At 61.2% G+C, this 21,281-nt stretch carries 15 protein-coding genes and 4 pseudogenes; 6 read left to right on the top strand and 13 right to left on the bottom strand.

Annotated elements, in window-relative coordinates; all coding sequences use genetic code 11:
- Positions 1-255 precede the first annotated feature (255 nt).
- A pseudogene (locus ASG57_RS23835) lies at positions 256-507 on the top strand (transposase); the annotation flags it as partial.
- Between the two features lie 9 nt (positions 508-516).
- Here the strand turns inward: ASG57_RS23835 and ASG57_RS39335 are convergent.
- Positions 517-953: pseudogene (locus tag ASG57_RS39335) on the bottom strand (SOS response-associated peptidase); the annotation flags it as partial.
- 1,135 nt (positions 954-2,088) lie between these two features.
- Here ASG57_RS39335 and ASG57_RS23825 point away from each other — a divergent pair.
- On the top strand, positions 2,089-2,673 hold the full coding sequence (locus ASG57_RS23825; RefSeq protein WP_057197725.1) for a DUF2939 domain-containing protein: 585 nt from the start codon (positions 2,089-2,091) through the stop codon (positions 2,671-2,673).
- Positions 2,674-3,810: 1,137 nt separating this feature from the next.
- Here ASG57_RS23825 and ASG57_RS23820 read toward each other — a convergent pair.
- Positions 3,811-4,577: pseudogene (locus ASG57_RS23820) on the bottom strand (YqaJ viral recombinase family protein).
- Between the two features lie 448 nt (positions 4,578-5,025).
- Here ASG57_RS23820 and ASG57_RS36995 point away from each other — a divergent pair.
- Positions 5,026-5,586, top strand: a complete 561-nt coding sequence (locus ASG57_RS36995; protein WP_502690811.1) for a D-glycero-alpha-D-manno-heptose-1,7-bisphosphate 7-phosphatase — start codon at positions 5,026-5,028, stop codon at positions 5,584-5,586.
- 119 nt (positions 5,587-5,705) lie between these two features.
- Complete coding sequence (locus ASG57_RS36990; RefSeq protein ID WP_230646867.1) at positions 5,706-6,089, top strand: hypothetical protein; 384 nt, start codon at positions 5,706-5,708, stop codon at positions 6,087-6,089.
- Positions 6,090-6,808: 719 nt separating this feature from the next.
- Here ASG57_RS36990 and ASG57_RS23805 read toward each other — a convergent pair.
- The 4 genes and pseudogenes from ASG57_RS23805 to ASG57_RS23780 all read right to left on the bottom strand — a co-directional run bounded on the left by ASG57_RS23805 (position 6,809) and on the right by ASG57_RS23780 (position 10,516).
- Positions 6,809-7,015: a hypothetical protein gene (locus ASG57_RS23805; RefSeq protein ID WP_057197719.1), complete on the bottom strand. Its 207-nt coding sequence runs from the start codon at positions 7,013-7,015 to the stop codon at positions 6,809-6,811.
- A gap of 1,320 nt (positions 7,016-8,335) precedes the next feature.
- Positions 8,336-8,724: pseudogene (locus ASG57_RS40105) on the bottom strand (recombinase family protein).
- On the bottom strand, positions 8,706-8,969 hold the full coding sequence (locus ASG57_RS23790; protein ID WP_057197712.1) for a hypothetical protein: 264 nt from the start codon (positions 8,967-8,969) through the stop codon (positions 8,706-8,708). Before ASG57_RS23790 ends, ASG57_RS40105 begins: the two are co-directional and overlap by 19 nt.
- 323 nt (positions 8,970-9,292) lie before the next feature.
- A complete protein-coding gene (locus ASG57_RS23780) occupies positions 9,293-10,516 on the bottom strand; it encodes a phenylacetate--CoA ligase family protein (RefSeq protein ID WP_057197708.1) in 1,224 nt (407 codons plus the stop codon).
- An 86-nt stretch (positions 10,517-10,602) separates the two neighbouring features.
- Between ASG57_RS23780 and ASG57_RS23775 the strand changes: the two genes are divergently transcribed.
- Positions 10,603-11,757: an AGE family epimerase/isomerase gene (locus ASG57_RS23775; RefSeq protein ID WP_057197705.1), complete on the top strand. Its 1,155-nt coding sequence runs from the start codon at positions 10,603-10,605 to the stop codon at positions 11,755-11,757.
- A 60-nt stretch (positions 11,758-11,817) separates the two neighbouring features.
- Here the strand turns inward: ASG57_RS23775 and ASG57_RS23770 are convergent, their stop codons facing one another.
- The 6 genes from ASG57_RS23770 to ASG57_RS23745 all read right to left on the bottom strand — a co-directional run bounded on the left by ASG57_RS23770 (position 11,818) and on the right by ASG57_RS23745 (position 18,949).
- Positions 11,818-12,657, bottom strand: a complete 840-nt coding sequence (locus tag ASG57_RS23770) for an ABC transporter ATP-binding protein (RefSeq protein ID WP_057197703.1) — start codon at positions 12,655-12,657, stop codon at positions 11,818-11,820.
- Positions 12,658-12,782: 125 nt separating this feature from the next.
- Positions 12,783-14,066, bottom strand: coding sequence for an ABC transporter substrate-binding protein (locus ASG57_RS23765; protein ID WP_057197701.1), 1,284 nt, complete (start codon positions 14,064-14,066; stop codon positions 12,783-12,785).
- 44 nt (positions 14,067-14,110) lie between these two features.
- A complete protein-coding gene (locus tag ASG57_RS23760; protein ID WP_057197699.1) occupies positions 14,111-15,184 on the bottom strand; it encodes a branched-chain amino acid ABC transporter permease in 1,074 nt (357 codons plus the stop codon).
- 3 nt (positions 15,185-15,187) lie between these two features.
- A complete protein-coding gene (locus ASG57_RS23755; RefSeq protein WP_024343311.1) occupies positions 15,188-16,081 on the bottom strand; it encodes a branched-chain amino acid ABC transporter permease in 894 nt (297 codons plus the stop codon).
- A 118-nt stretch (positions 16,082-16,199) separates the two neighbouring features.
- Positions 16,200-18,131: a long-chain fatty acid--CoA ligase gene (locus tag ASG57_RS23750; RefSeq protein WP_057197697.1), complete on the bottom strand. Its 1,932-nt coding sequence runs from the start codon at positions 18,129-18,131 to the stop codon at positions 16,200-16,202.
- The gene (locus ASG57_RS23745; RefSeq protein ID WP_024343313.1) at positions 18,128-18,949 is read right to left on the bottom strand and encodes an ABC transporter ATP-binding protein; all 822 of its coding nucleotides are present in this window, start codon (positions 18,947-18,949) and stop codon (positions 18,128-18,130) included. Before ASG57_RS23745 ends, ASG57_RS23750 begins: the two co-directional genes overlap by 4 nt.
- A 335-nt stretch (positions 18,950-19,284) precedes the next feature.
- Here ASG57_RS23745 and ASG57_RS23740 point away from each other — a divergent pair, with 335 nt between their 5' ends.
- Positions 19,285-19,959: a Crp/Fnr family transcriptional regulator gene (locus ASG57_RS23740; RefSeq protein ID WP_024343314.1), complete on the top strand. Its 675-nt coding sequence runs from the start codon at positions 19,285-19,287 to the stop codon at positions 19,957-19,959.
- Here ASG57_RS23740 and ASG57_RS23735 read toward each other — a convergent pair.
- On the bottom strand, positions 19,956-21,215 hold the full coding sequence (locus ASG57_RS23735; RefSeq protein ID WP_057197695.1) for an MFS transporter: 1,260 nt from the start codon (positions 21,213-21,215) through the stop codon (positions 19,956-19,958). The two genes, ASG57_RS23740 and ASG57_RS23735, sit on opposite strands and share 4 nt — an antisense overlap.
- Positions 21,216-21,281 lie beyond the last annotated feature (66 nt).

Raw genomic sequence — 21,281 nt, 5'->3', positions numbered from 1 at the left:
CCCTCGTTCACCACGCCACCATCGTCGAGATGAACGTCGAGAGCTATCGCAGGCGCACCGCCCTCGAACGCAAGCGCGGCCCCGGACGGCCGCCTTCGCACGCGACACCCAAAACTGTCGCTGATTGACGCTCCGCGACAATCAGAGCCAACAAAACTCTTGCGCGCGACAATCATCGCGGCAATCATCACCTCGCCGCGACACCGACTCGCCATCCTGATTGTCGCGCGCTTCCCACCCAGATTGTCGCGCTATAGCCACAAGTCGAAAGCCGTCAGGCAGATGATCAAGGCTGCCGGCGCCAGGCTCTGGTACCTGCCGCCATACTCGCCCGACCTCAACCCGATCGAACAGGCCTTCTCCAAGATCAAACATTGGATGCGGCAAGCTCAGAAGCGCACCATCGAGGACACCTGGCGCCATATCGGTCACCTCGTCCAGGACATCCAGCCTCGCGAATGCGCCAACTACTTCGCAACCGCCGGTTATGCTTCAATCAAAATGTGAAACGCTCTAGAGGCCGGCAAAGCAAGCCTGAGGGCGGCTCTCGTCAACCGCGGACCATGTGTTCTCGCCTTCAGCCTTGTTGAACTCGCTAAAGTTGTTGAAAGGGACGACGCACCGGATCTCGACGCCCAGTGACCGCGTCCAATGCTTCGACTTAGGTTCCGAATGTCCGTTGTGCCGCTGTTGGGCTCCATCCGAAGCGCTCCTTGAAGTCGACATCCTTACCCTTCGATAGCAGCTTCTCCGCGCGCTTCTTGGTCGCGTCAATGATGGCTTTGGATGAAGACTGCATTCCCGACCTGGCGAGCGCAAGCTATCGGCCATCATGCCCGGTCGGACGATCAGAGCTTTGTAGTCCGGGAATCCGCCTGGCATCAGCGCCAGATTCCCAGTGTATTGATTGCCGTGCGAAACAGAGCGCTGATCGCAGCTTGGTTGGTCGTGATTGGCGATCGGAGAGTATCGCCGACCGACCGAAATTCCCAGTTGATCCGTCAGAGAAGAACAGCGCCGGCTCGTAGCAAAACGCCTTTAATCTCCAAAGCCGGTGCTACGCCAGTGCCAACACGCCGCTGGACACGAAAGTGTGCTAGCCGCTTGTGTCGCTGACCCAGCCCAGTGGGTGAAGGCTCTCGCTACACCCAGTGAGAGCACTGGATCGAGCTATATGCGCCCAACTGGTACGGGATCTGGGCAGATCATTTGGCAATGGTCGCGGCAATTCCGACCGATGCTTCTGCGATCGGTAAAAGGCTTGCCCTAAGGGAAGCGCCTACCAATCCGCCAAGCCAAAGTCCGGCACAACCGCTGGCCAGGGAGAAAATTACGATAAACCGATAATCCGCAGCTGGCCCATAATTTGTCGGAGAGGCTGGGTCATGTTGCAATTCAAGAGCAATTTGTAGGCGAGTGCAAGCTACACCATCGGTGAATTGACGTTGCTAGTCCTTACCCGTGTCGGCAAGGCCTGTCCGTGAGGACCATCTGCTTTGGACATCGCGCCGAGCGAAGGAGGGGTTATCTATGCGATCAGTTCCTTGCGCAAACTCAAGCGGGATCGCAGGTCATTGAGATCGAGCCGGCCCCTCTAGACTGCGACGACGATGTCGCCAATGATGTCCTGCCGTGCGGCTCGCGGTGGCGGGCCTCTACTGCCTCGGCAGGCAGGTCCTGTACCGCGCCACGTAGTCATAGTCCGCCGGGCAAACAGCAGAGCCGCGGCGGTTTCGCTGAGCAGGGACTGCGCCGGACATTGCCGCCCGGGAGACGCAGCGACGGATCCGGGCGACGTAATCGTAGTCTTGCGGACACACCGCCGATCCGGCCCTGTTCCAGTAAGCTCGAACCTCGGGCGGCACACCTCGAGCCTCATTAATCAGACCCGCTGCAGTTGGAGACGCGGCGAGGGTAACCAAGGCGATAGTCAGCAATATCCGAAGTCTCCGCATACACTTCTCCCGGCCGGTGAATTAATGCTCGAGGAACTGAACACCGACTGAATTGTCGGCTCTATTCACGCCAGCGAGCCCTAATCTCATCACAAACGACATCCATCAGGGCGCGATCCAGAAAGGATGCCCAATGCGTTGGTTTTTCGGGTCTTTGGTTGCTTTGCTTGTTTGCCTTGGGATCTACATTGGTTCCGCGATTGTCTCTCTCGGTGGTCTGGTCCAGGCGGTCAAGGCTGGCGATGGCGCCGAAGTGCTTGCGCGGACAGACACGGCACGAGTGCGCCGCTCCCTAGTGGATCAAATCGTCGCGGCTTACCTCAAGCAGATCGGCCGTGAGCGGCCAGTGAAGCCGTTGGAGCGGTTAGCAGCCAATACGTATGGAGCCTCCGTTGCCGACGCCATGATCGCGAAGATGCTAACGCCGGAGAACCTTACGGCGGTCTTGAGCAAGGGTGCCATCAGCGTTGGCGGGGTCGACGCTAACATGCAGCGCCTGACCGATATCGACACCGCCAAGGTCTTCGACATCTTGAAGCGTGTGAGGCCAACGAAGCCGGTCGAGCTTCAAATCCTCGTCGGCGAGGCGGAAAACGAAGGAAGCGTCAGCCTTCACTTCGAGGGCAACGGATGGAAGCTTTCGGGCATCCAACTGCCGAATGCCGCGGTTCAAGTGCTCGCCCAGAACCTCGTAAGGAATCCCGGCCGGAACGGATAAGGAGGCGACGGTGCACGCTGACGGGCTTGTCTTCCATTTCGCGCAGCGCAGCACGTTCTAAGCGATATAGCCTCCGCTGTCATAGCTCACATAGGTGTGCACCAATTGGTTTTGTTGATCATATGTACAAACACCATAAAATGTTCGATTGGTTCGCCTGATCGTAATCCGTATAGGCAGCCGTGCCATCGTCATTGATAATGGTTACGTAGTCCATCCCTTGTGAGTCATAGCCGGTGATTGGCTGCGATCGCGACTGCGTTCCGGCGGCATCGGAGGTCGTAACGAAGACACCTCCGGCGTCGCCGTAAATAGATACAGACGAGAGGCCGCCCTGGGACGTACTCCGAAACCGCAGTCTTCCAGGAGAAGACCGACCGATCGTCATAATCCGTGAAATAGATGCGGCCATCGTCTAACTTCTGCTGAACGTTGTCCAACTGGCCCTCCGACTTATAGCTACTTGTCGAGACGGTCCAAGCTTGCGACGATGCTCGGTCCCAGTCCGTGATTGCCTTATGGCCATCGTCTAACACGTGCGTGACACGATCCAGCACACCTTGATTATCGAAAATCGAGGTGACCGACGCCCAAGCAAAAGAAGAGGCTTGATCGTATTCAGCGAGTTCGGGCGGCAACACCGAGGGCCGTTCAGAACGCTCCCCGGGCGGCTTTCCTTTCGGGCTCCGCTGGGCTCTGAGGCTCGCGGGCCGACGGAGGTACTGTCACGAAATCAAAGGCATTTAGATCGTCTTCCCCGGTATTTCAAACCAGGCGAACAGGGCATAGCGGCAGGCATAGGTGAGCGCCGCCCCCCCATCCGGTGCGGGGCTTCGACCTCCTTTGAGGCGCAGACCGGAAGGTCTGAGGAGATCCATTCTCCGGAGGCGTGGGCGAGCAGCGTGGTGAGATGAATTTGGCCCGTGACCTGCTCAATCCGAGTGGTCTGGATGGTCGCGATCTCCTGCGGCTCAACGTCTTGCGGACGATATCCAGACCCGAGGCCAGAGACGCGTAGCGGAAGGTTCGATCATCCTCCCGCGGAAAGGCGATCGGATCACGACGGTCAGGGTCTTTTCGGGGTTTGTCAGGTCAGCCTGGGCCCGGGCGAGGGCGGCGGCGATGGTCCCGATCTGCTCACTGGACTGATGCATGGGGCCCCTGCGTCGCCTGGGCTTCGAAGCTGATTGCGCCGGACTTGGAGCGCTTGGCCTTGATCCCGTGCCCGGTGGCTTCCTTGGCGTCTTCCGGCATGAGAGCTTTCAGGTCGGCCTTCGCCGCCTCATGTTGCCCGTGGGCCTCTCGGGTTCGCAAATAGGTGGCCGCCAGCTCTGCCCATTGGTTCGAGGTGGACATGTCGACCACTCTGACAGCCTCCAGTCCTGGGCGAGGCGTCTCGATGTTGAACAGAGCGGGAGGCTCGCCACTCTGGACACAGCGCCAGAGCAACATGGCGGCGTTGGCGAGCCTTCCGAACAAGTGGGTGAGCAGGGCGGGTGGGCGTGAATCTTGATCTCGACCCATTTGCCGCCGCCTGTGATGATGGAGAGAACGGCGCTACGAGATGCGGTGAACCACATGTCGTGCTGCAGCTGAGCCATGTGCTTCTCGGCTGCAGCTTCCTCGGTGAAGGCCCAGGGCAGCATGAACTTGGCTTCGAAGACCGCGCCGGTTTGCTCGACGGTCCCATCCAGCGTCGCCGCCATCCATTTGTGCACGGGATGACGAACACGCTTCTGGATGTCCTTCACCGTGAATCCGCTCGCGCGCTGATACCAGGCGCGGTTCAAGACTTCCGTCACAGTCCCGAGTTGGACAACCAAACTGTCCGAGAGATCCTGCGGCTCTGCTTCGCCGCGCTTTTCGCGCCAAAGTCGGATCAGGCTCTCTTGATCATCCCCCATGATGATGCGGGCATCCGAGCCGCCAATGAAATGCCGTCGGTCGTTTGGGTTGAATCTGATGATGTGATTGGGCGCGTCCGCGCCATTCGTTTGAACCGTTGTCACCGGTATCTCCTACGCAAGAACAAGCGGCTTCACATGCCGCACTGCCCGAAGCCCCGCATCCGCGAGGCGAGATACCGGCGCTATGATCGGTGCTAGCGCCCGGGCGACTCAGTAACGCTCCAATCGCGGGGGAATGCCAGTCCTTTCTGCAGCAATAATGTTGCTCGCTTTTCCGTAGGGAATGCCTCTTGTTCTCGCGCGCTTACACCAGGCGAGTGTAGGCTGACCGACATCAAAAATGACAAAAGGAAGCCAAATCATACGCGAGCAGCAACGAGCTGGCTGCAGATGGCGCGGCATGGAAATCCAATCCTATCCAGCCGCAACAGGTTGAATTGAAGCAGTGGTTGTCGGAGTATCGTGTATTTCCTCGAACGTAGGTCAGCGAGCTTTGCGGCGTCCGGCAGTTTTCTTTGATCGTGACGGGGTCCTCAATGAGGATGATGGCTACGCTTTTGATCCGGACAAGATCCGATGGGTCGAAGGAGCCCAGCAGGCTGTTAAAGCGGTCAACGACGCCGGGTACTTTGCGTTTGTCGTAACGAACCAATCAGGAGTTGCGAGGGGATTTTACGAGGAGCGCCATGTTCGCAACTTGCACGAATGGATGTCGCGTGAGCTTGATAGTGTTGGTGCCCACATCGATGCTTTCGAATTCTGCCCGCATCATCCCGATGGATTGATTGAGCGATACCGTGTCCTCTGCAACTGTCGTAAGCCGCAGCCAGGAATGATCAGAGCTCTGCTTGAGCGATATCCAGTCGATATCGATGCTAGCTTCATGATCGGAGACAAGCAAAGCGACCTTGCCTCGGCACAGGCGGCCGGCATCGCCGGCTATCTGTTCAATGGTACCAATCTCCACACCTTTATCGTCCCGTTGCTAAGCGGGCCGGTCTCATGATTCACTGCATCAACCACTCTCGCGCTGCGGCCGCGGGGACGAAGGCTGACCTCGTCAATTCTCAGATCGGCGGATGGTTGATTGCTAGCGCGCGAAATCAAGGAGGTACATTGGCGTCCATGCGACAAATCGAAGCCAATCGCGCAAACGCAGAGAAGAGTACCGGTCCTCGAACCAGTGTTGGGAAAGCAATATCGAGCCGCAACGCTTATCAGCACGGGCTGTCTCGTTGGAACGAGGCCGCTGGTTGTGGTTTTGCCGGGTTCGATGCAGTTCTTGCGGACGAATTCAAAAGAGCGGGAATGGAGGCTGCGCTTCAAGATCTGGCTCAAGCCAGAGATCGACAGAATAGGCTGCGAGCTTTTAAGCTCGCCTTGATCTTGGCCGTGATTGAGGGGGCCGCACTGCAGATGAAGGTCTTGGCGCGCCTGGAGCGTTATGAGAAGGCTGCTTTGTCGAGACAGCGGCGTGGGCTCAAACGCGTGAAGGGGAATAATGGATGAGGGTGTCAAGCTCAAGGCGAGCCGTCAGAGCGGGAGCTCACCAATGTCGGTTCAAGCTGAGTGACACCGCCCAGTTGGGCAATTTGTGCAGTACTGCTGGTATTCCTTTGGAAGCGTCATGAACTACATTTCCCCTGCTGGCAGTCATTGCCATCGGCCTCTTCGTGCTCTACGCGATGGTGCGGCCGACCTTGCGTCGATCTCGGACGTTCGAGGAGATTCCCCATTGGCCCGATTCAAGCCTGAGGTAAGCGGCTAAGCCAGTTAGGTCTGATCTTCAATCGCAAGCCGGCCTCGTCAGCCGGCCTTGCGAGGCGAATCGATAAAACCGAAATGGAACTTGCATCGTCGGACAAAACAGTGGTTCATAGGGTGCTGGTCCCCCGCCAATGGCGCCCAGCCAATGGCCGATGAATGCAAGACTTTGTCCGACCTGCCTGAAGTAGCTAAGCTTAATGGAGAGTTCCAAAGGAATTACGGAAAAGTACTCGGAGCGTTCCTGTACCTTCGATCAATCAGCGCCGCTCGTGGCCGTTCCTGGTTTTGGACAGCATTGCTCTCAGCCGCTTGCTCGGCGGGGCTGGCCTGGCTTGGAAAACAGATCCCTCCGTGAGCAGCCAGGTGACAGCTTCCTAACGAACGTGAGTGCCCATCGGGAAGGCCATTAGGGGATCCTCCGATCTCGCGTGCTAAGGGGAAGAGAGCTCCGCAGGAGCCGCTTAAACGATACCCCCAAAGTCGATGCCTTCCTTGGCAAGCTCCTCGGCTTCCTCGGCGGAGGCGGTGGGTTTCGTATCAAGGTAGGGATGCTCAGAAGCCGGCAGGATGGTGCGAATGTTTTGGCCATCCGAGCGTGTGATGCGGGCAACCCAGCGCTTGTGGCCGTGCTCAAACCGCTGGATGTGATACTGCTTGTACGCAATCATGAATCTCAAACGCGACTGACGCTGACACCGGCTCTATCTATATGACCCGATGCGGCCGCACAACGGTGTAAAAGCGCCGTAATATCCGCCTTTTCCGAACCGAAGCATCTCCTCGGTTCAATCTCATAGAAAAACCCGCCGACTTGGAAGGCCGGCGGGAGTTAACTGAGATTGCGACCGCATAACCGGCCGTCCGCTGATGATAGCACTGCAGCTTGCTGGCGTGAAACGGGGGCGCCTGCTCATTTTTTAGCTGGTCCATCCAGTCTTGACCCGAGACTAGAGGCGAAGATCTAGAGCGGGCTCGTGATTGAAAGTTGTTGACCGGGCGGGAGCCAGCTTCAGAAATGCTCTTCCTTTCGGTCCCGACGCAATCCCCGCTGTAATTTGCAACCTGAGACCGGGATGGCGCCCAACGCCGGCATGGCGACCCTTCGGACTGCATAGCGCGAAAGCGAGAAGGCTAGTCGCGATCGCGGTGTGCGAGGAGACGAAGTCGCATGCGGCAAGCTCCAGTTCGAGGTCAGTGATCCGTTCGAAGATGTGAGCGGCGATCCTCTCCGACTCCTGGATGGTCAGCGATCGGATGCCATGGACGTGAGTTCGTCTCTGAGGATTTTCGCGGCAATCGACTTAACACTCATAGTAGGCATATCCCAAATGCGAGCATCAAAGCTCAGCCCGAGCGCCAGCACAAGGTCTTAAACCCGGTTTACTGATATCAGCGCCGCCGGCGGATGTTTCTGGTTTAGGTTGCGGCGTTCTTGGCCGCTTGCTCCTCGACCATTGCGCAACGCGGGAAGTAGCATCCGGCTTTTTAAGTCGCCGGAAAAATGGCTTAGACTACATCATTGACGGTCTTCAAACGCGCAATCCTCCCGCCGGGCTCGTGACGTTTCGGAAAAGCGGATTGTGCGCTTTATTTTGCCGTCGGTCGGCAACGATACGTGATCGAGCACTGTCTTGTGCTCGGCTAGGCGGATGGCGGCGATCCGGCCGTGAGGAAGGCACACCTCCCGCTCGATGCTCCAATACGGTGCATGCGTTGGCTTTTGGCCAAGGGTCCAACGGGCGGCCCTCACAGAAAGAAAGGCCGTCCCGTTCACTCGAAGGCAATTGCTCCAGCCCCCGAAATGATCCGTCCGCCAGCCGCCTATTAGCAGCGGCCTGTTCGACAAGCTTTGACCTAAGCTCCGACCAAACCGGACGCGCATCGAGAAGCTCGTAATTGCGCTTCGGGGTGTAGCCGAGCAGCCGCTACAGATCTCGAAAATTGCCAAAGTGGGTCTGGCAGTTCGCAGACCAGGGCAGTCCTAGCGTTCAATCTATATTGGTCGGCGTCAAGCGGCCCTCTCTAAGAGCTTTGCGCAACGGACCGAGCATCTCGTCCTCGGACAGATCAACCCGACGCTCCTCGATAATCTTCCTGACTCTGAAGAAGACCTCGCGATCGATGATGGGCTCGGTGCAACCCTCTCTTCTTATCCATTGTTCGGGCGGGTTCTTCACCGCCGCCTGTCGGAGCTTTTGTTGAAGATGAGATTTCCGATATAGCTCTCGTTTCTGAGAACAGTGCCAACCGCCGCGCGGATCCACGCCGCGCCGGTACTCGAGACGAGGCCTTTCTGGTTGAGCTCCAAAGCGATGACTGACACGGATCTAACCTCCAAAAACCGTTCGAAAATCCATTTCACGACAGCGATTTCCATGGATCGCCCGGTCTAATGCGAATGTGGTCGGCCAGGATGTACTTCCGCTCCCCCTTCTTCATCGCTTGTCTGGTTTGCATCTCTTCATCGACGAGCTCCCGCACGAGCGCGTAGCCGACACGCCCGCAGGGTTTATAGCCCAGCCGCGCAAAGCGGCATCGACCGGCATAGACCTTCGCCGATAGCTCGCGACTGTACTCGGCCGCCATCACGCGCTCGATGTTCTTGACGATGCTCGCGAGCATGCTTCCATCGTTCTCGAATTGCTCGGCACAATGAGCGACCTTGATACCAGCGCGCCGATAAGCGAACTCATAGTGCGCGCTTTCATCAACTCCTGGAACGACCCCATCGACTTCCGTCGTAGGCCAGACGGGGTAAGTATCTCGAGCGCTTGTCTCATCCACTTCCGCGCTTCGATGAGGCTTCCCTGCTTGGGCTACGCATATTCCCTATTATCTGACGAGAAATTCCCTGGTAGCGGTTTGGAATCCCTGTTATTTTCCGCCGGCGGCTCGTCGTAACAGCGGACTATTGAAGCGCACGTGTGCGCAAAACTGGTCAGCTTCTAGCGCTCGTCCGAGATCACCTTGCCGTCGTTCGGCAGCGTGCCTGGACTGACCAGCTCGACGGCGCCGCTGAGTTTCGTCACGGCGCGCAAGCTGGCTGCAATCTCTTCGCCCAGCGCGTCGTTTGCGGCCGCCGTTTCGACCCTCAGCGTCATTGCGTCTGTTTCGCCTTGGCGCGTCACGACGAGGCGCAGTCGTCCCAGCGAGGAATGGCGCTTGCTGATCTCGGCGATCTGCTCGGGCCGGACGAACATGCCTTTGACCTTGGTGGTCTGGTCCGCGCGGCCCATCCAACCCTTGATCCGCATATTTGTGCGCCCGCATGGACTGGTGCCGGGAAGGGCCGCGGTGAGGTCGCCGAGCGCGAGCCGGATCCAGGGATGGTGGGGGTCGAGCGATGTCACCACGATCTCGCCGACATCGCCCGGCGCCACCGGATCTCCGGTACCTGGCTTGACGATCTCCAGGATCAGGTCCTCGTTCACGACCATGCCCTCGCGCGCCTCGGTTTCGAAGGCGATCAGGCCAAGATCGGCGGTCCCGAAGGCCTGGTAGGCGTTGATACCGCGCGCCTTGATCTCGGCCTGGAGCGAGGGCGGGAATGCGGCGCCGGAAACCAGCGCGCGCTTGATCGAGGAGATGTCACGGCCGGCACTTGCCGCGGCATCGAGCAGGATCTTCAGGAAATCCGGCGTGCCGCTGTAGCCCACAGGACGATAGGCTTCGATCAGCTCGAATTGCTGCTCGGTGTTGCCGGGGCCCGCTGGGATCACGGCGCAGCCAAGCGCGCGTGCCGACGCATCGAAGATGAATCCTCCGGGGGTGAGGTGGTAACTGAAGGTGTTGAGGACGATATCGTCGGGGCGGAACCCGGCCGCGAACAGCGCCCTTGCGCCTCGCCAGGGATCGGCCTGCCGCCCTTCGGGCTCGAAGATCGGACCGGGGGAGGTGAAGAGACGTGCGAAAGAGCCGGGAGGGCACGCCACGAAGCCTCCGAAGGGCGCAGAGGCCTTGTGCAGGGCGGGCAGTTCCGACTTGCGCAACACCGGCAGGCCCGCCAGAGCCGCTCTGGAGGTCACGGAGGCCGGATCCAAACCCTTGAGCCGCTCGGCATAGGCCGGGGCGGCCATCGCCGCTCGCAGCACCTCCGGAAGGCGGGCGAACAGGTCGGCTTCCCGCGCTGCTGGCTCCCGCGTCTCGCGGGCGTCGAAATGAGCGATCATGGCTATTGTTTCCGTGTTGGCATCCGTTGCGCGCCGCCACCGGCATGGCTATCAGACCGCCATCGGCTAGGTTTGAAGAGGGCCTGATGGCGGACGAAGGACTGACTGCGGCGGACGAGGCGACGGACGTCGTGGCGCGCCTGAAGCGCCGCATGATCGACGAGGCTCTGCCGCTTTGGTCGACCGTCGGCTGGGACCACGCCGCCGGCGGCTTCATCGACCGGCTGCACCGCGACGGCACGGCGGACGCAGCAGCGCCGCGGCGCGTGTTCGTGCAGGCCCGGCAGATCTGGTGCTATGCCAAAGCCGCACAGATGGGCTGGTACCCCGAGGGGCGCGCGATCGCGCTGAAGGGGCTGGCGCATCTGCTGGCCAAAGCGAAATCGCCAGACGGACGGCCCGGCTATGTGCACCGGCTGACACCCGAGGGCGCGGTGCTGGACGCCCGGCGCGATGCCTATGATCACGCTTTCATCCTGTTTGCGCTCGCCAGCGTCTACGCGCTCGACCAGGATGCGCAGGTCCGCGCCGAGATCGAAGCGCTGCTCGCCTTCCTCGACGGACACCTGCGCTCGCCCCATGGTGGCGTTCACGAGGGCCTTCCGGTTTCGCTGCCGCGCCGGCAGAACCCGCACATGCATCTGTTCGAGGCGATGATCGCGTGCTTCGAGGCGACTCACGATCTGTCGTTCCAGAACCGGGCCGGAGAATTCTTCGCGCTGTTCCTGGCCAATCTCTACGACAAGCAGAAGCGCATCCTGACGGAATATTTCGAGGAGGACTGGTCGAAGATCGAGCCGGTCAGCGTCGAGCCGGGACATCAGGCGGAATGGGTGTGGCTGTTGAAGGGCTTCGAGCGCATCACCGGCTGCCCGACCGGGCAGCGGCGCGCGGAGCTGCTCGCCACCGCGCTGCGCTATCGCGACGAGGCGACAGGGTGCCTGATCGATGAAGGCGATGACGTCGGCAACATCCGCCGCAGCACGCGCCGGCTGTGGCCGCAGACTGAGATCGCAAAGGCGTGGATCGCGCAAGCCGAGTCCGGCGAGGCGGGAGCGGCGGATGAGGCACGTCGGGCGCTGGTGCGGCTCGAACGGCATTATCTCAGCCATCCCGTCAAGGGCGGCTGGTTCGACCAGTTCGATCGCGACGGCAAGTCGCTGATCGACACCATTCCTGCGTCGTCGTTCTATCATGTTCTCTGCGCGGTCACGGAGGCGGAGCAGGTGCTTGAAAATTGAAGCTCTCTTGTATTGACGCGTTTTCTTCACGCGAACCGGTTCCCACTTCGCCTGAAAACGCTACAGCCAGCGCTTGCGCCGCTTGAAGCTCTTGAGGTTCTTGAAGCTCTTGCGCTGGTCGCCGGCGCCGCCGAGGTAAAATTCCTTGACGTCCTCGTTGTCGCGCAATTCGTCCGCGCTGCCGTCGAGCACGACCTTTCCCTGTTCCATGATGTAGCCGTGGCTTGCCACCGAGAGCGCCGCGCGCGCATTCTGCTCGACGAGCAGGATGGTAACGCCGAGGTCGCGGTTGATCTTCTGAATGATCGAGAACACCTCTTTCACCAGCAGCGGCGATAAGCCCATCGAAGGCTCGTCCATCAGGATCATCTTCGGGCGTGCCATCAGGGCGCGGCCGATGGCGAGCATCTGCTGCTCGCCGCCTGAGAGATAGCCGGCAAGGCCGGTCCGCTCCCTCAGGCGAGGGAAATAGTTGAAGACCATGTCGAGATCGGCTTCGACCTCGCGATCCCTGCGGGTGAAGGCGCCGAGCTTGAGGTTCTCCAGCGATGTCATGTCGGCGACGATGCGCCGCCCCTCCATCACCTGGAAGATGCCGCGGCGAACGATCTTGTCGGGGTCAATGCCGTTGATCCGTTCGCCTTCGAACAGGATCTCACCGCGCGTGACTTCGCCGTCTTCGGTCTTGAGCAATCCGGAGATCGCCTTCAGCGTCGTCGACTTTCCGGCGCCGTTGGCGCCCAAGAGCGCCACGATCGCGCCCTTCGGCACGTCCAGGCTGAGACCGCGCAGCACCAGGATGACGTCGTCATAGACGACTTCGATGTTGCGCACGGCGAGAAGGGGTGGCGCAGGGACGATGCTGGCGGAGGGACGGGTCGCTTCCGTGATTTCGGTCATTGGGTATGCCGCCAATCCGTGACTGTCGTGATGCCCGGGCTGGTCCCGGGCATCCACGTTCTTCGTGCCGCGTGTTCAGACGTGGATGGCCGGGACAAGCCCGGCCATGACGTCGGAGACTTCGATCACCAGCCCAGCAATTCCGGCTTGCGCGGCAGCTCGACTGTCTTGACCTTCTCGAGCTTGATCGTGCCCTTGGTCATGAGATCGTTCAGATCGCCGTCGGTCGCACCCGACACCTTGGTGCGATAGAGATCGACCTTCAGCGTGCCGCGATGGTCCTTCTCCGTCCAGGTCGAGGGATTGCAGACACCTTCCATTCCGGCCGGCACCCAATCCTTCTTCTGGTGGAAGCCCTTGGCAACGTTCTCACCGGTTGCGCCACCGTTCTTGGCGGCCCACTCGATGGCCTCCTTCATGTAGAGCGACGAGCAGACGGCCGCGACGTAGTGCACGGGGCGATAGACCTTGCCGGTCGGGTCGGACATCTTGGAGATCTCCATCACCATCTTCATGCCGGGTGCATCGCCGCCCCAGCTCACCGCGGTCCGCAGCGGGAAGATCACGCCGTTGGCGGCGTCACCGGCCGTCTTCGCAGCGTTCTCGTCCATGCCCCAAACGTTGCCGAGGAACTGGATCTCGACGCCGGCGGTCTTGCAGGCCTTCATCACCGAGATGTTGGATGCAGCGGTGTTGCCGAGATAGGCATAGTTGGCGCCCGAGGATTTCAGGCTCAGGCATTGTGCGCTGTAGTCACCCGGCGCGAGAGCGAACACCAGCGGCGGCAGCACCTCGAAGCCGAGCTCCTGCGCCATGGCTTCACCGGCAGCCTTCGGCGCGTTAGGATAGGGGTGATTGGCGCCCATATGCACGAATTTCGGCTTGCCGGACTTGCCCTTGGCCTTCCAGTCCTCCGCCGCCCACATCAGCATCGCACGCAGCGCGTCGGAATAGCTCGGGCCGTAGAAGAAGTTGTAGGGCGCGGGCTTGGCCTTGCCGCTGATGCCTTCGGGATCGGTGAGGGCGGCGGCATAGGACCCGGACATGTCGGGGATCTTGTCCTGAGCGAGGAAGCCGGTCAGCGCCTCGGTGTCGGCGGTGCCCCAGCCCATGATCGCGGCGACCTTGGTGTCCGGCGCCGACCATTTCTTATAGAGCGCGATCGCGCGCGGCACCTGGTATCCGTAGTCGTTGGTATCGACGTTGAGCTGCTTGCCTCCGACGCCGCCGTTCTTGTTGACCCAGGCGAAGGTATCGGCGACGGCCTGCCCATAGGGCGTGCCGACGTCGGAAGTGCCGCCGGAATAGTCCGCAAGATGCCCGATGGCGATCTGTGCCTGCGCGCCGGCCGAGAAAGCCGCGATCGCAAGAGCGAGCGATGCTGTGCTCAAAAGTGACTTTGTCTTCATGGGTCGGTCCTCCTTGTTTATTGTTTAAGTGAAGTTGCCCGCGCTCAATGCGAGAACGGGTAGAGTTTCCAATACGCCTTGATCTGCCGCCAGCGATGCGCAAGGCCGTCAGGCTCGAACATCAGGAATGCGATGATGATCACCCCGATCGCGATCTCGCGCAGAAAGGTGATGTTGTTGTTGAGCGAGAGCGCCTTGTCGATCGCGCCGCCCTTGAGATAGTGGCTGGCGAACTCCATCGCCTCGGGCAGCAGCACCACGAAGGCGGTGCCCATCAGCGTACCCATGATCGATCCGGTGCCGCCGATGATGATCATGGCCAGGAACAGGATCGAGCGCTCGATGCCGAAGCCTTCCTGGGAGACCACGAGCTGGTAGTGTGCGTAGAGCGCACCAGCGATGCCGGCGAAGAAGGCGGCAAGCCCGAACGAGAGCGTACGATACTTGGTGAGATTGATGCCCATGATCTCGGCGGAGAGATAATGGTCGCGGATCGCTACCAGCGCGCGGCCGTCGCGCGTGCGCATCAGATTGGTTACCAGAACGTAGCTCGCCAGCACGTAGGCCAGCACGACGTAGAAATATTGCCGGTCGCCGCGCAATGTGTAGCCGAAGATCGAGAACGGCTCGGCGCTCGCCGGCACCGAGCCACCGGAGAACCATTCGGCACGAGAGAAGAAGTCGAGCAGGATGTATTGCGCCGCGAGCGTCGCGATGACGAGGTAGAGGCCTTTCAGCCGCGCGGCCGGGATGCCGAAGATCAGTCCGACAAGCGCGGTGACGAGGCCTGCGAGCGGAATCGCGAAGAACACCGGGATCGGCGCGTTGTTGGAGATGTAGGCCGAGGTGAAGGCACCGAGCAGGAAGAAGGCGGCGTGTCCGATCGAAATCTGGCCGGTGAACCCGACCAGGATGTTGAGGCCCAGCGCCGCGATCGAGAAGATGCCGATCTGGATCAGGATGCTGAGCCAGTAGCCGCTGAATAACTGCGGCGCGAGGCACAGCAGAGCAATGCCAGCGATCGCGAAGTTGCGGCTGGTGGTGGTCGGAAAGATCGTGGTGTCCGCCGCGTAGGTTGTGCGGAAGTCACCAGCAGGGATGAGGGCAGGGCCGGCCATGGGTCAGATCCGCTCGATGTCATGGGTGCCGAACAGGCCATAGGGCTTGATCATCAGCACAATGATGAGGACGTAGAACGGCGCGATCTCGTAGAGATTGCCCCAGTGCAGGTATTCGCTGTCGACATACTGCGCGACATTCTCGAGCAGCCCGATGATGATGCCGCCGAGCACGGCGCCGCCGATGGAGTCGAGCCCGCCGAGGATTGCCGCCGGGAACACCTTGATGCCGTAGGCGGCAAGGCCCGACGACACGCCGTTCACGACCGCAACGACGACGCCGGCGACGGCCGAGACTGTTGCCGAGATCGCCCAGGCCATCGCGAATACGCTCTTCACGGAGATGCCGAGCGATTGGGCGACCTGCTGGTTGAAGGCGGTGGCGCGCATGGCGAGGCCGTACTTCGAAGCGCGGAAGAACCAGGCCATGCCGATCATCATCGCGACCGACACGACGAGGCTCATGACATAGACGGTCTGGATCTGGAGGCCGAACAGGCTGACGGACTGGCTCTCGAACACGCGCGGAAACGGCTGCGGGTTGACGCCGAACATCCATTTTAGTGTCGCCTGGAGCACGGTGGACAGGCCGATCGTCACCATGATCACGGAGATGATGGGCTCGCCTATCATCGGCCGCAGAATCAGGACCTGGACGGCGATGCCGAACATAAACATGAACACCAGCGTGATCGGCATGCCGATCCAGAACGGCACTTGGTATTTCGCCAGCAGCGCCCAGCACACCCAGGCCCCGACCAGCAGCAATTCACCTTGCGCGAAATTGACGACCTGCGTCGCCTTGTAGATCAGCACGAACGACATCGCGACCACGCCATAGAGCGTTCCGACCACGAGACCGTTGACCAGGAGCTGGATGAGAAAGGCGGTGTTCATGCCAATTGACCCAATTCGTCATTGCCGGGCTTGGCCCGGCAACCCATCGACGCGGAAGAAAGCGTGTTCGGAAGTGGATGGATGCGCGGGTCAAGCCGGCGCTTGGCGATTCCTTGTGTCACTCCGCTGCCTCCGCCATGTGCCCATGCCCGCCGAGATCCACCACACGGAGCGTGGTGCGCACCCGCTGCGTGGTGCCGTCCTGGAAGCGGATTGCGGTGTCGACGGGGATGTCGGAGACGCCGCGGTAGATGGCGTCGATGATGCCCTCGTATTTCTCGTTGATGACGCTGCGGCGGACCTTTCGCGTGCGGGTGAGCTCGCCATCGTCGGCATCGAGCTCCTTGTACAGCAGCAGGAAGCGCGAGATGCGCTGGGCCGGCGGCAGCGTGGCGTTGACGGTCTCGACTTCCTTCCGGAGCAGCGCGTAGACCTCGGGCCGTGAGGCGAGGTCGCTGTAGGTCGTAAACGACAGTCGGTTCTTCTCCGCCCATTTCGAGATGATGGAATAGCGGATGCAGATCATCGCCGCGAGCGCGTCGCGGCCGGCGCCAAGCACCACGGCTTCGGCGATATAGGGCGAGAACTTCAGCTTGTTCTCGATGAATTGCGGCGAGAAGCGTTCGCCGCGCGAGGTTTCGGCGAGATCCTTGATGCGGTCGATGACGACCAATTGCCCCTTGTCGTTGAAATAGCCGGCATCACCGGAGCACAGCCAGCCGTCCTTGAGGTCGGCGACGCTGGCCTCGGGATTCTTGTAGTAGCCGAGGAACATGTTGGGATGGCGTACCACGATCTCGCCGACGCCGTGAACGTCGGCATTATCGATGCGGATCTCGACACTATCGGCCATCGGCACGCCGGTCGTATCGGGGTCGACCTTGCCCTCGGGATGCAGCGTGTACGCTCCAAGCAACTCGGTCTGGCCGTACAGCGTGCGCAGCGGCACGCCCATGGCCTGGAAGAACTTGAAGGTTTCGGGGCCGAGCGCGGCGCCGCCGGTTGCCGCCGAGCGCAGCCGGGTGAAGCCGAGGCGGTCGCGCAGCGCGCGGAACAGGATCGCATCGGCAAAGCCGGATCGCTTGCCCTGTTCGAGCGCGGCAAGGCCGGACTTCATGCCGATGTCGAACAGGCGCTGCTTGAACGGCGTGGCGTCCATGACCTTGGCGCGCACGTCGGCGGCGATCGATTCCCAGACGCGGGGCGCGAACAGCACGAAGGTCGGTGCGATCTCGCGCAGATCGTTCATCATCGTGTCGGGCTCTTCGACGAAGTTGATCTTCATCCGGCACAAGAGGCCTTTGCCGAGCACGTACACCTGTTCCATGATCCAGGGCAGCGGCAGCACCGATACGTATTCGTCGTCGGGTCCCTTCGGGTCGAAGGCGAGATAGGTCGCGCAGTGGCCAAGCACGCGGCCCGCCGCCAGCATCGCAAGTTTCGGATGCGAGGTGGTGCCTGACGTCGTGCAGAGGATCGCGACGTCCTCGCCTTTCGTCGCATCGACCAGCTTGTCGTAAAGCTCCGGCTCGCGCGCTGCACGTGCCCGGCCGAGCTCGGCAAACTTGTCCGCCGACATCAGCCTGGGATCGTCATATTTCCGCATGCCGCGTGGATCGGAATATATGATGTGCTTCAGCTTCGGCGCACGGTCGGCGAGGGTGAGCAGCTTGTCGACCTGCTCCTCGTCTTCGGCGAAGACGAGCTGCGCCTCGCCATAGTTGAGGAGATAGGATGCTTCCTCGTCCAGCACGTCGCGATAGAGCCCGAGGCTGAGACCCCCGATGGCGTGCGTCGCCACTTCCGCGGCGACCCAGTCCGGCCGGTTGTCGCCGATGATCCCAATGACATCGCCACGGCCGAGACCGAGCTCGACGAGACCGAGCGCGAAGTCGCGCACCCGCGTCTGGTAGTCGCTCCACGTGAAGATGCGCCACAGCCCAAGATCCTTCTCGCGCAGGGCGATCTCGTTGCCGTGCTCCCTGGCGTTGAGCCGGAGCATCTTGGGATAGGTATCAGCCTGCGCGACGCGGCTTGCGTAGTCCATCATGCCGCGCTCTCCTGCGCCGGCCGGGCATCGTCCGGATCGACCAGCACCTCGTCCTCCTCGCCGAGATAAGCGCGCTTGACGTGAGGATCGGCGAGCACGGCCGCGGGATCGCCCTCGGCGATCTTCTTGCCGAAATCGAGCACCATGACGCGGTGGGAGATGTCCATCACCACGCCCATGTCGTGCTCGATCATCACCACCGTCATCCCGAACTCCTCGTTGAGATCGACGATGTAGCGGGCCATATCTTCCTTTTCCTCGAAATTCATGCCGGCCATCGGCTCGTCGAGGAGGATGAGGCGCGGTTCCAACGCCATTGCGCGGGCAAGCTCCACGCGCTTCCGCAGGCCATAGGAGAGGGTGCCGGCGGTAGCTTTTCGCACCGACTGGAGGTCGAGGAAGTCGATGATCTCCTCGACCTTGCGGCGGTGCTCGAGCTCTTCCTTGCGCGCACCGGTGAGCCAGTACAGCGAGCCCGTGAGGAAATTGTTCTTCAGCAGGTGATGGCGGCCGACCATGATGTTGTCGAGCACGCTCATGTGGTGGAACAGCGCCAGGTTCTGGAAGGTGCGGCCGATGCCGAGCGAAGCTCGGGCGTTTGGCGTCAAGCCCGTGATGTCGCGGTCCTGGTAGAAGAGCTGGCCTTCGGTCGGCTTGTAGCGACCGGAAATACAGTTCACGATCGAGGTCTTGCCGGCGCCGTTGGGGCCGATGATCGAGAACAGCTCGCCTTCCCCGATGGCGAAGCTGACGTCGGTCAGCGCACGGACGCCGCCGAATCGCAAGGACACGCCGCGCACTTCAAGACTGGTAGCCACCAAACGAATCCCTCCCGGTCACGGCGCTTTTTTCGGCGCTCTTCGTCCGTTCTGTCGGGCGATCCTAGTACGGCGGTCGCGGTGAGGCCATGCAGCAGATGGTCTCGACCGGCGCGGCGCCACTCTCGATCCCGTTTGGGCCCGAGAGCCGTATCGCCCGAGGTGGCTCTCAATAGGGGAAAGCGCTATTTTGAAATGTCTCCCGGCTGACAATTCTGCGACAAAGTTTGTTGGGCGACTGCGACCTTCATCTTTGGTCGAATGGCGGTCGAAATCGTCATGCTGCAATGCAGCAGAAGGCGGAGTGACAAAACGGTGCGGCTGGCCGCGAGATCATGATTTCAGAAGATCACCTGAAGCGCGTTGCCGCCTGGTCGCGCGAGCTTGCGCCAGCGGAAATCGAGGTCGCGCGTGCCGGAATCACGGAGCGGTCCTACGGCACCGGCGAAACCGTGTTCATGCGCGGTGACATCTTTGGCTATTGGGCCGGCATGGTGAGCGGCCTTGCCCGCATGGGCGGGGTCTCGCGCGACGGCAAGGAGACCAGCCTTGCCGGGCTGACGGCGGGGGCCTGGTTCGGCGAGGGCAGTGTGCTCAAGAACGAGCCGCGCCGTTACGACGTGGTCGCACTGCGCGACAGCCGCGTCGCACTGATGGAACGCAGTGCCTTCATGTGGCTGTTCGAGAACAGCGTCGGCTTCAACCGCTTCCTGGTTCGCCAGCTTAATGAGCGGCTTGGTCAGTTTATCGGTATGCTCGAGGTCAACCGCACCCTGGATGCCACCGCGCGCCTCGCCCGCAGCATTGCTTCGCTGTTCAACCCGATCCTCTATCCGGAATCGACCGCGCATCTGGAGATCACCCAGGAGGAGATCGGGGCGCTGTCCGGCATGTCCCGCCAGAACGCCAATCGCGCGCTCAACCGGCTGGAGAAAGAGGGGCTGCTGCGGCTGGAATATGGTGGCGTCACCATCCTCGACATCGAGCGACTGCGCGGGTACGGGGACTAGCGTGCATTGGCGGGGGCGTGCACCGGCCAGAGGTCGGCGCGCCAGCGCACGGCGATCGCCAACATCGCGACGAACCCTGCGACGGTATAGAGCGCACCCGTCGCGGAATAGCCGATGATGTCGATCAGGCTGCCGGCCGCGAGCAGTCCGATGGGCAGGCCGTAGATCACCATCATGCGCACGCCCATGACGCGGCCGCGCAGATGCGCGCTCGCTGCCCGCATCAGGATCACGGCGGCCGAAATCATCGACATGCTCTGGGCAATGCCGGCAAGAACGAGGCAGGCCATGGCTACCGGCAAGGTCCCGGCCTCGACGAACACCAGCAGCATGGCGTACCAGGCCAGCGTTGCGCCGATCAAAAGCCGGGCAATGCGTACGCCGCTGACCAGGCTGAGCGTGATCGAGCCGATCAGAGATCCGATGGCGAAGCTTGCCGAGAGGTAGCCGAGGCCGGCCTGGTCGGTATGAAAGATGTCCCGCGCGATGTAGGGCAACAATCCGCCGGTAAAGGGAAATGCGGTGAGATTGGCAAGGAAGGCGACGCACAGCGCTGCGCGCATTCCCGGCCCATTCCAGGCGTAGACGATCCCTTCCTTGAGGTCGCCGAATAAACGGGAAACGAAATGGCTGTTTGCCGGAAGATCGGTCGTGGTGAGGGTCCTTTTCGGCCGGGTCAGGCAGAGCATGAGAAGTGCGGCTGCGAGGTAGAGGCAGGCGATCACCACATACACGAGACCGATTCCGAGGACGGCAAACAGGCCGGCGCCCGTCAACGCACCGGCGATCCGCGCGCTGTCCTGGGTCGTGCGCCCAACGCTGATGGCGGCGACCAGCTGCTCCGCCGGCATGATCTCGGCAAGCAGTGCGCCCCGGACGCCGAGATCCGACGGGCGGATCACGCCCATGATCGCGACAATGATCATGACGCTCAGCGGCGACAAATGACCGGTCAGGGCCAGGACCATGATGGTCGACGACAGCGCCGTGTACGCAAGACGCATCGCGACGAGGAGATCGCGATGACCGATGCGGTCGCCGATCATGCCGAATACGGGCGCAACCAGTGTTCCGACGAACTGGAGCGAAGCAAGTACGGTGAGCAGGAGCACCGATCCGGTTTCAACCAGGATATACCAGCCGAGCACCAACGTCTCGATCTCGAACGCCCACGAGGTGAGCAGGTCGGAGGGCCACTGGAAGCGATAGTTGCGGATGCGGAATGGCGCGAGCGCAGAACTTCGTGCTGTGCTCAAGGCGCGACGGCTCGTGTCACGGCGATTCCCTGCCCGTGTGATTTCTTTTCATTTCCCGCAAGGTAG

It is taken from the genome of Bradyrhizobium sp. Leaf396 (assembly GCF_001424605.1).
Lineage (GTDB): Bacteria > Pseudomonadota > Alphaproteobacteria > Rhizobiales > Xanthobacteraceae > Bradyrhizobium > Bradyrhizobium japonicum_C.
This window is presented reverse-complemented; position numbering and strand designations above follow the sequence as displayed.

What these genes read in the sequence shown, in the direction of transcription:
- ASG57_RS23825 (WP_057197725.1), top strand. Translation starts at nt 2,089, where the DNA reads ATGCGTTGGTTTTTCGGGTCTTTGGTTGCTTTGCTTGTTTGCCTTGGG.
- ASG57_RS36990 (WP_230646867.1), top strand. Translation starts at nt 5,706, where the DNA reads ATGCGACAAATCGAAGCCAATCGCGCAAACGCAGAGAAGAGTACCGGT.
- ASG57_RS23805 (WP_057197719.1), bottom strand. Translation starts at nt 7,015, where the DNA reads ATGATTGCGTACAAGCAGTATCACATCCAGCGGTTTGAGCACGGCCAC.
- ASG57_RS23790 (WP_057197712.1), bottom strand. Translation starts at nt 8,969, where the DNA reads ATGCTCGCGAGCATCGTCAAGAACATCGAGCGCGTGATGGCGGCCGAG.
- ASG57_RS23780 (WP_057197708.1), bottom strand. Translation starts at nt 10,516, where the DNA reads ATGATCGCTCATTTCGACGCCCGCGAGACGCGGGAGCCAGCAGCGCGG.
- ASG57_RS23775 (WP_057197705.1), top strand. Translation starts at nt 10,603, where the DNA reads ATGGCGGACGAAGGACTGACTGCGGCGGACGAGGCGACGGACGTCGTG.
- ASG57_RS23770 (WP_057197703.1), bottom strand. Translation starts at nt 12,657, where the DNA reads ATGACCGAAATCACGGAAGCGACCCGTCCCTCCGCCAGCATCGTCCCT.
- ASG57_RS23765 (WP_057197701.1), bottom strand. Translation starts at nt 14,066, where the DNA reads ATGAAGACAAAGTCACTTTTGAGCACAGCATCGCTCGCTCTTGCGATC.
- ASG57_RS23760 (WP_057197699.1), bottom strand. Translation starts at nt 15,184, where the DNA reads ATGGCCGGCCCTGCCCTCATCCCTGCTGGTGACTTCCGCACAACCTAC.
- ASG57_RS23755 (WP_024343311.1), bottom strand. Translation starts at nt 16,081, where the DNA reads ATGAACACCGCCTTTCTCATCCAGCTCCTGGTCAACGGTCTCGTGGTC.
- ASG57_RS23750 (WP_057197697.1), bottom strand. Translation starts at nt 18,131, where the DNA reads ATGATGGACTACGCAAGCCGCGTCGCGCAGGCTGATACCTATCCCAAG.
- ASG57_RS23740 (WP_024343314.1), top strand. Translation starts at nt 19,285, where the DNA reads ATGATTTCAGAAGATCACCTGAAGCGCGTTGCCGCCTGGTCGCGCGAG.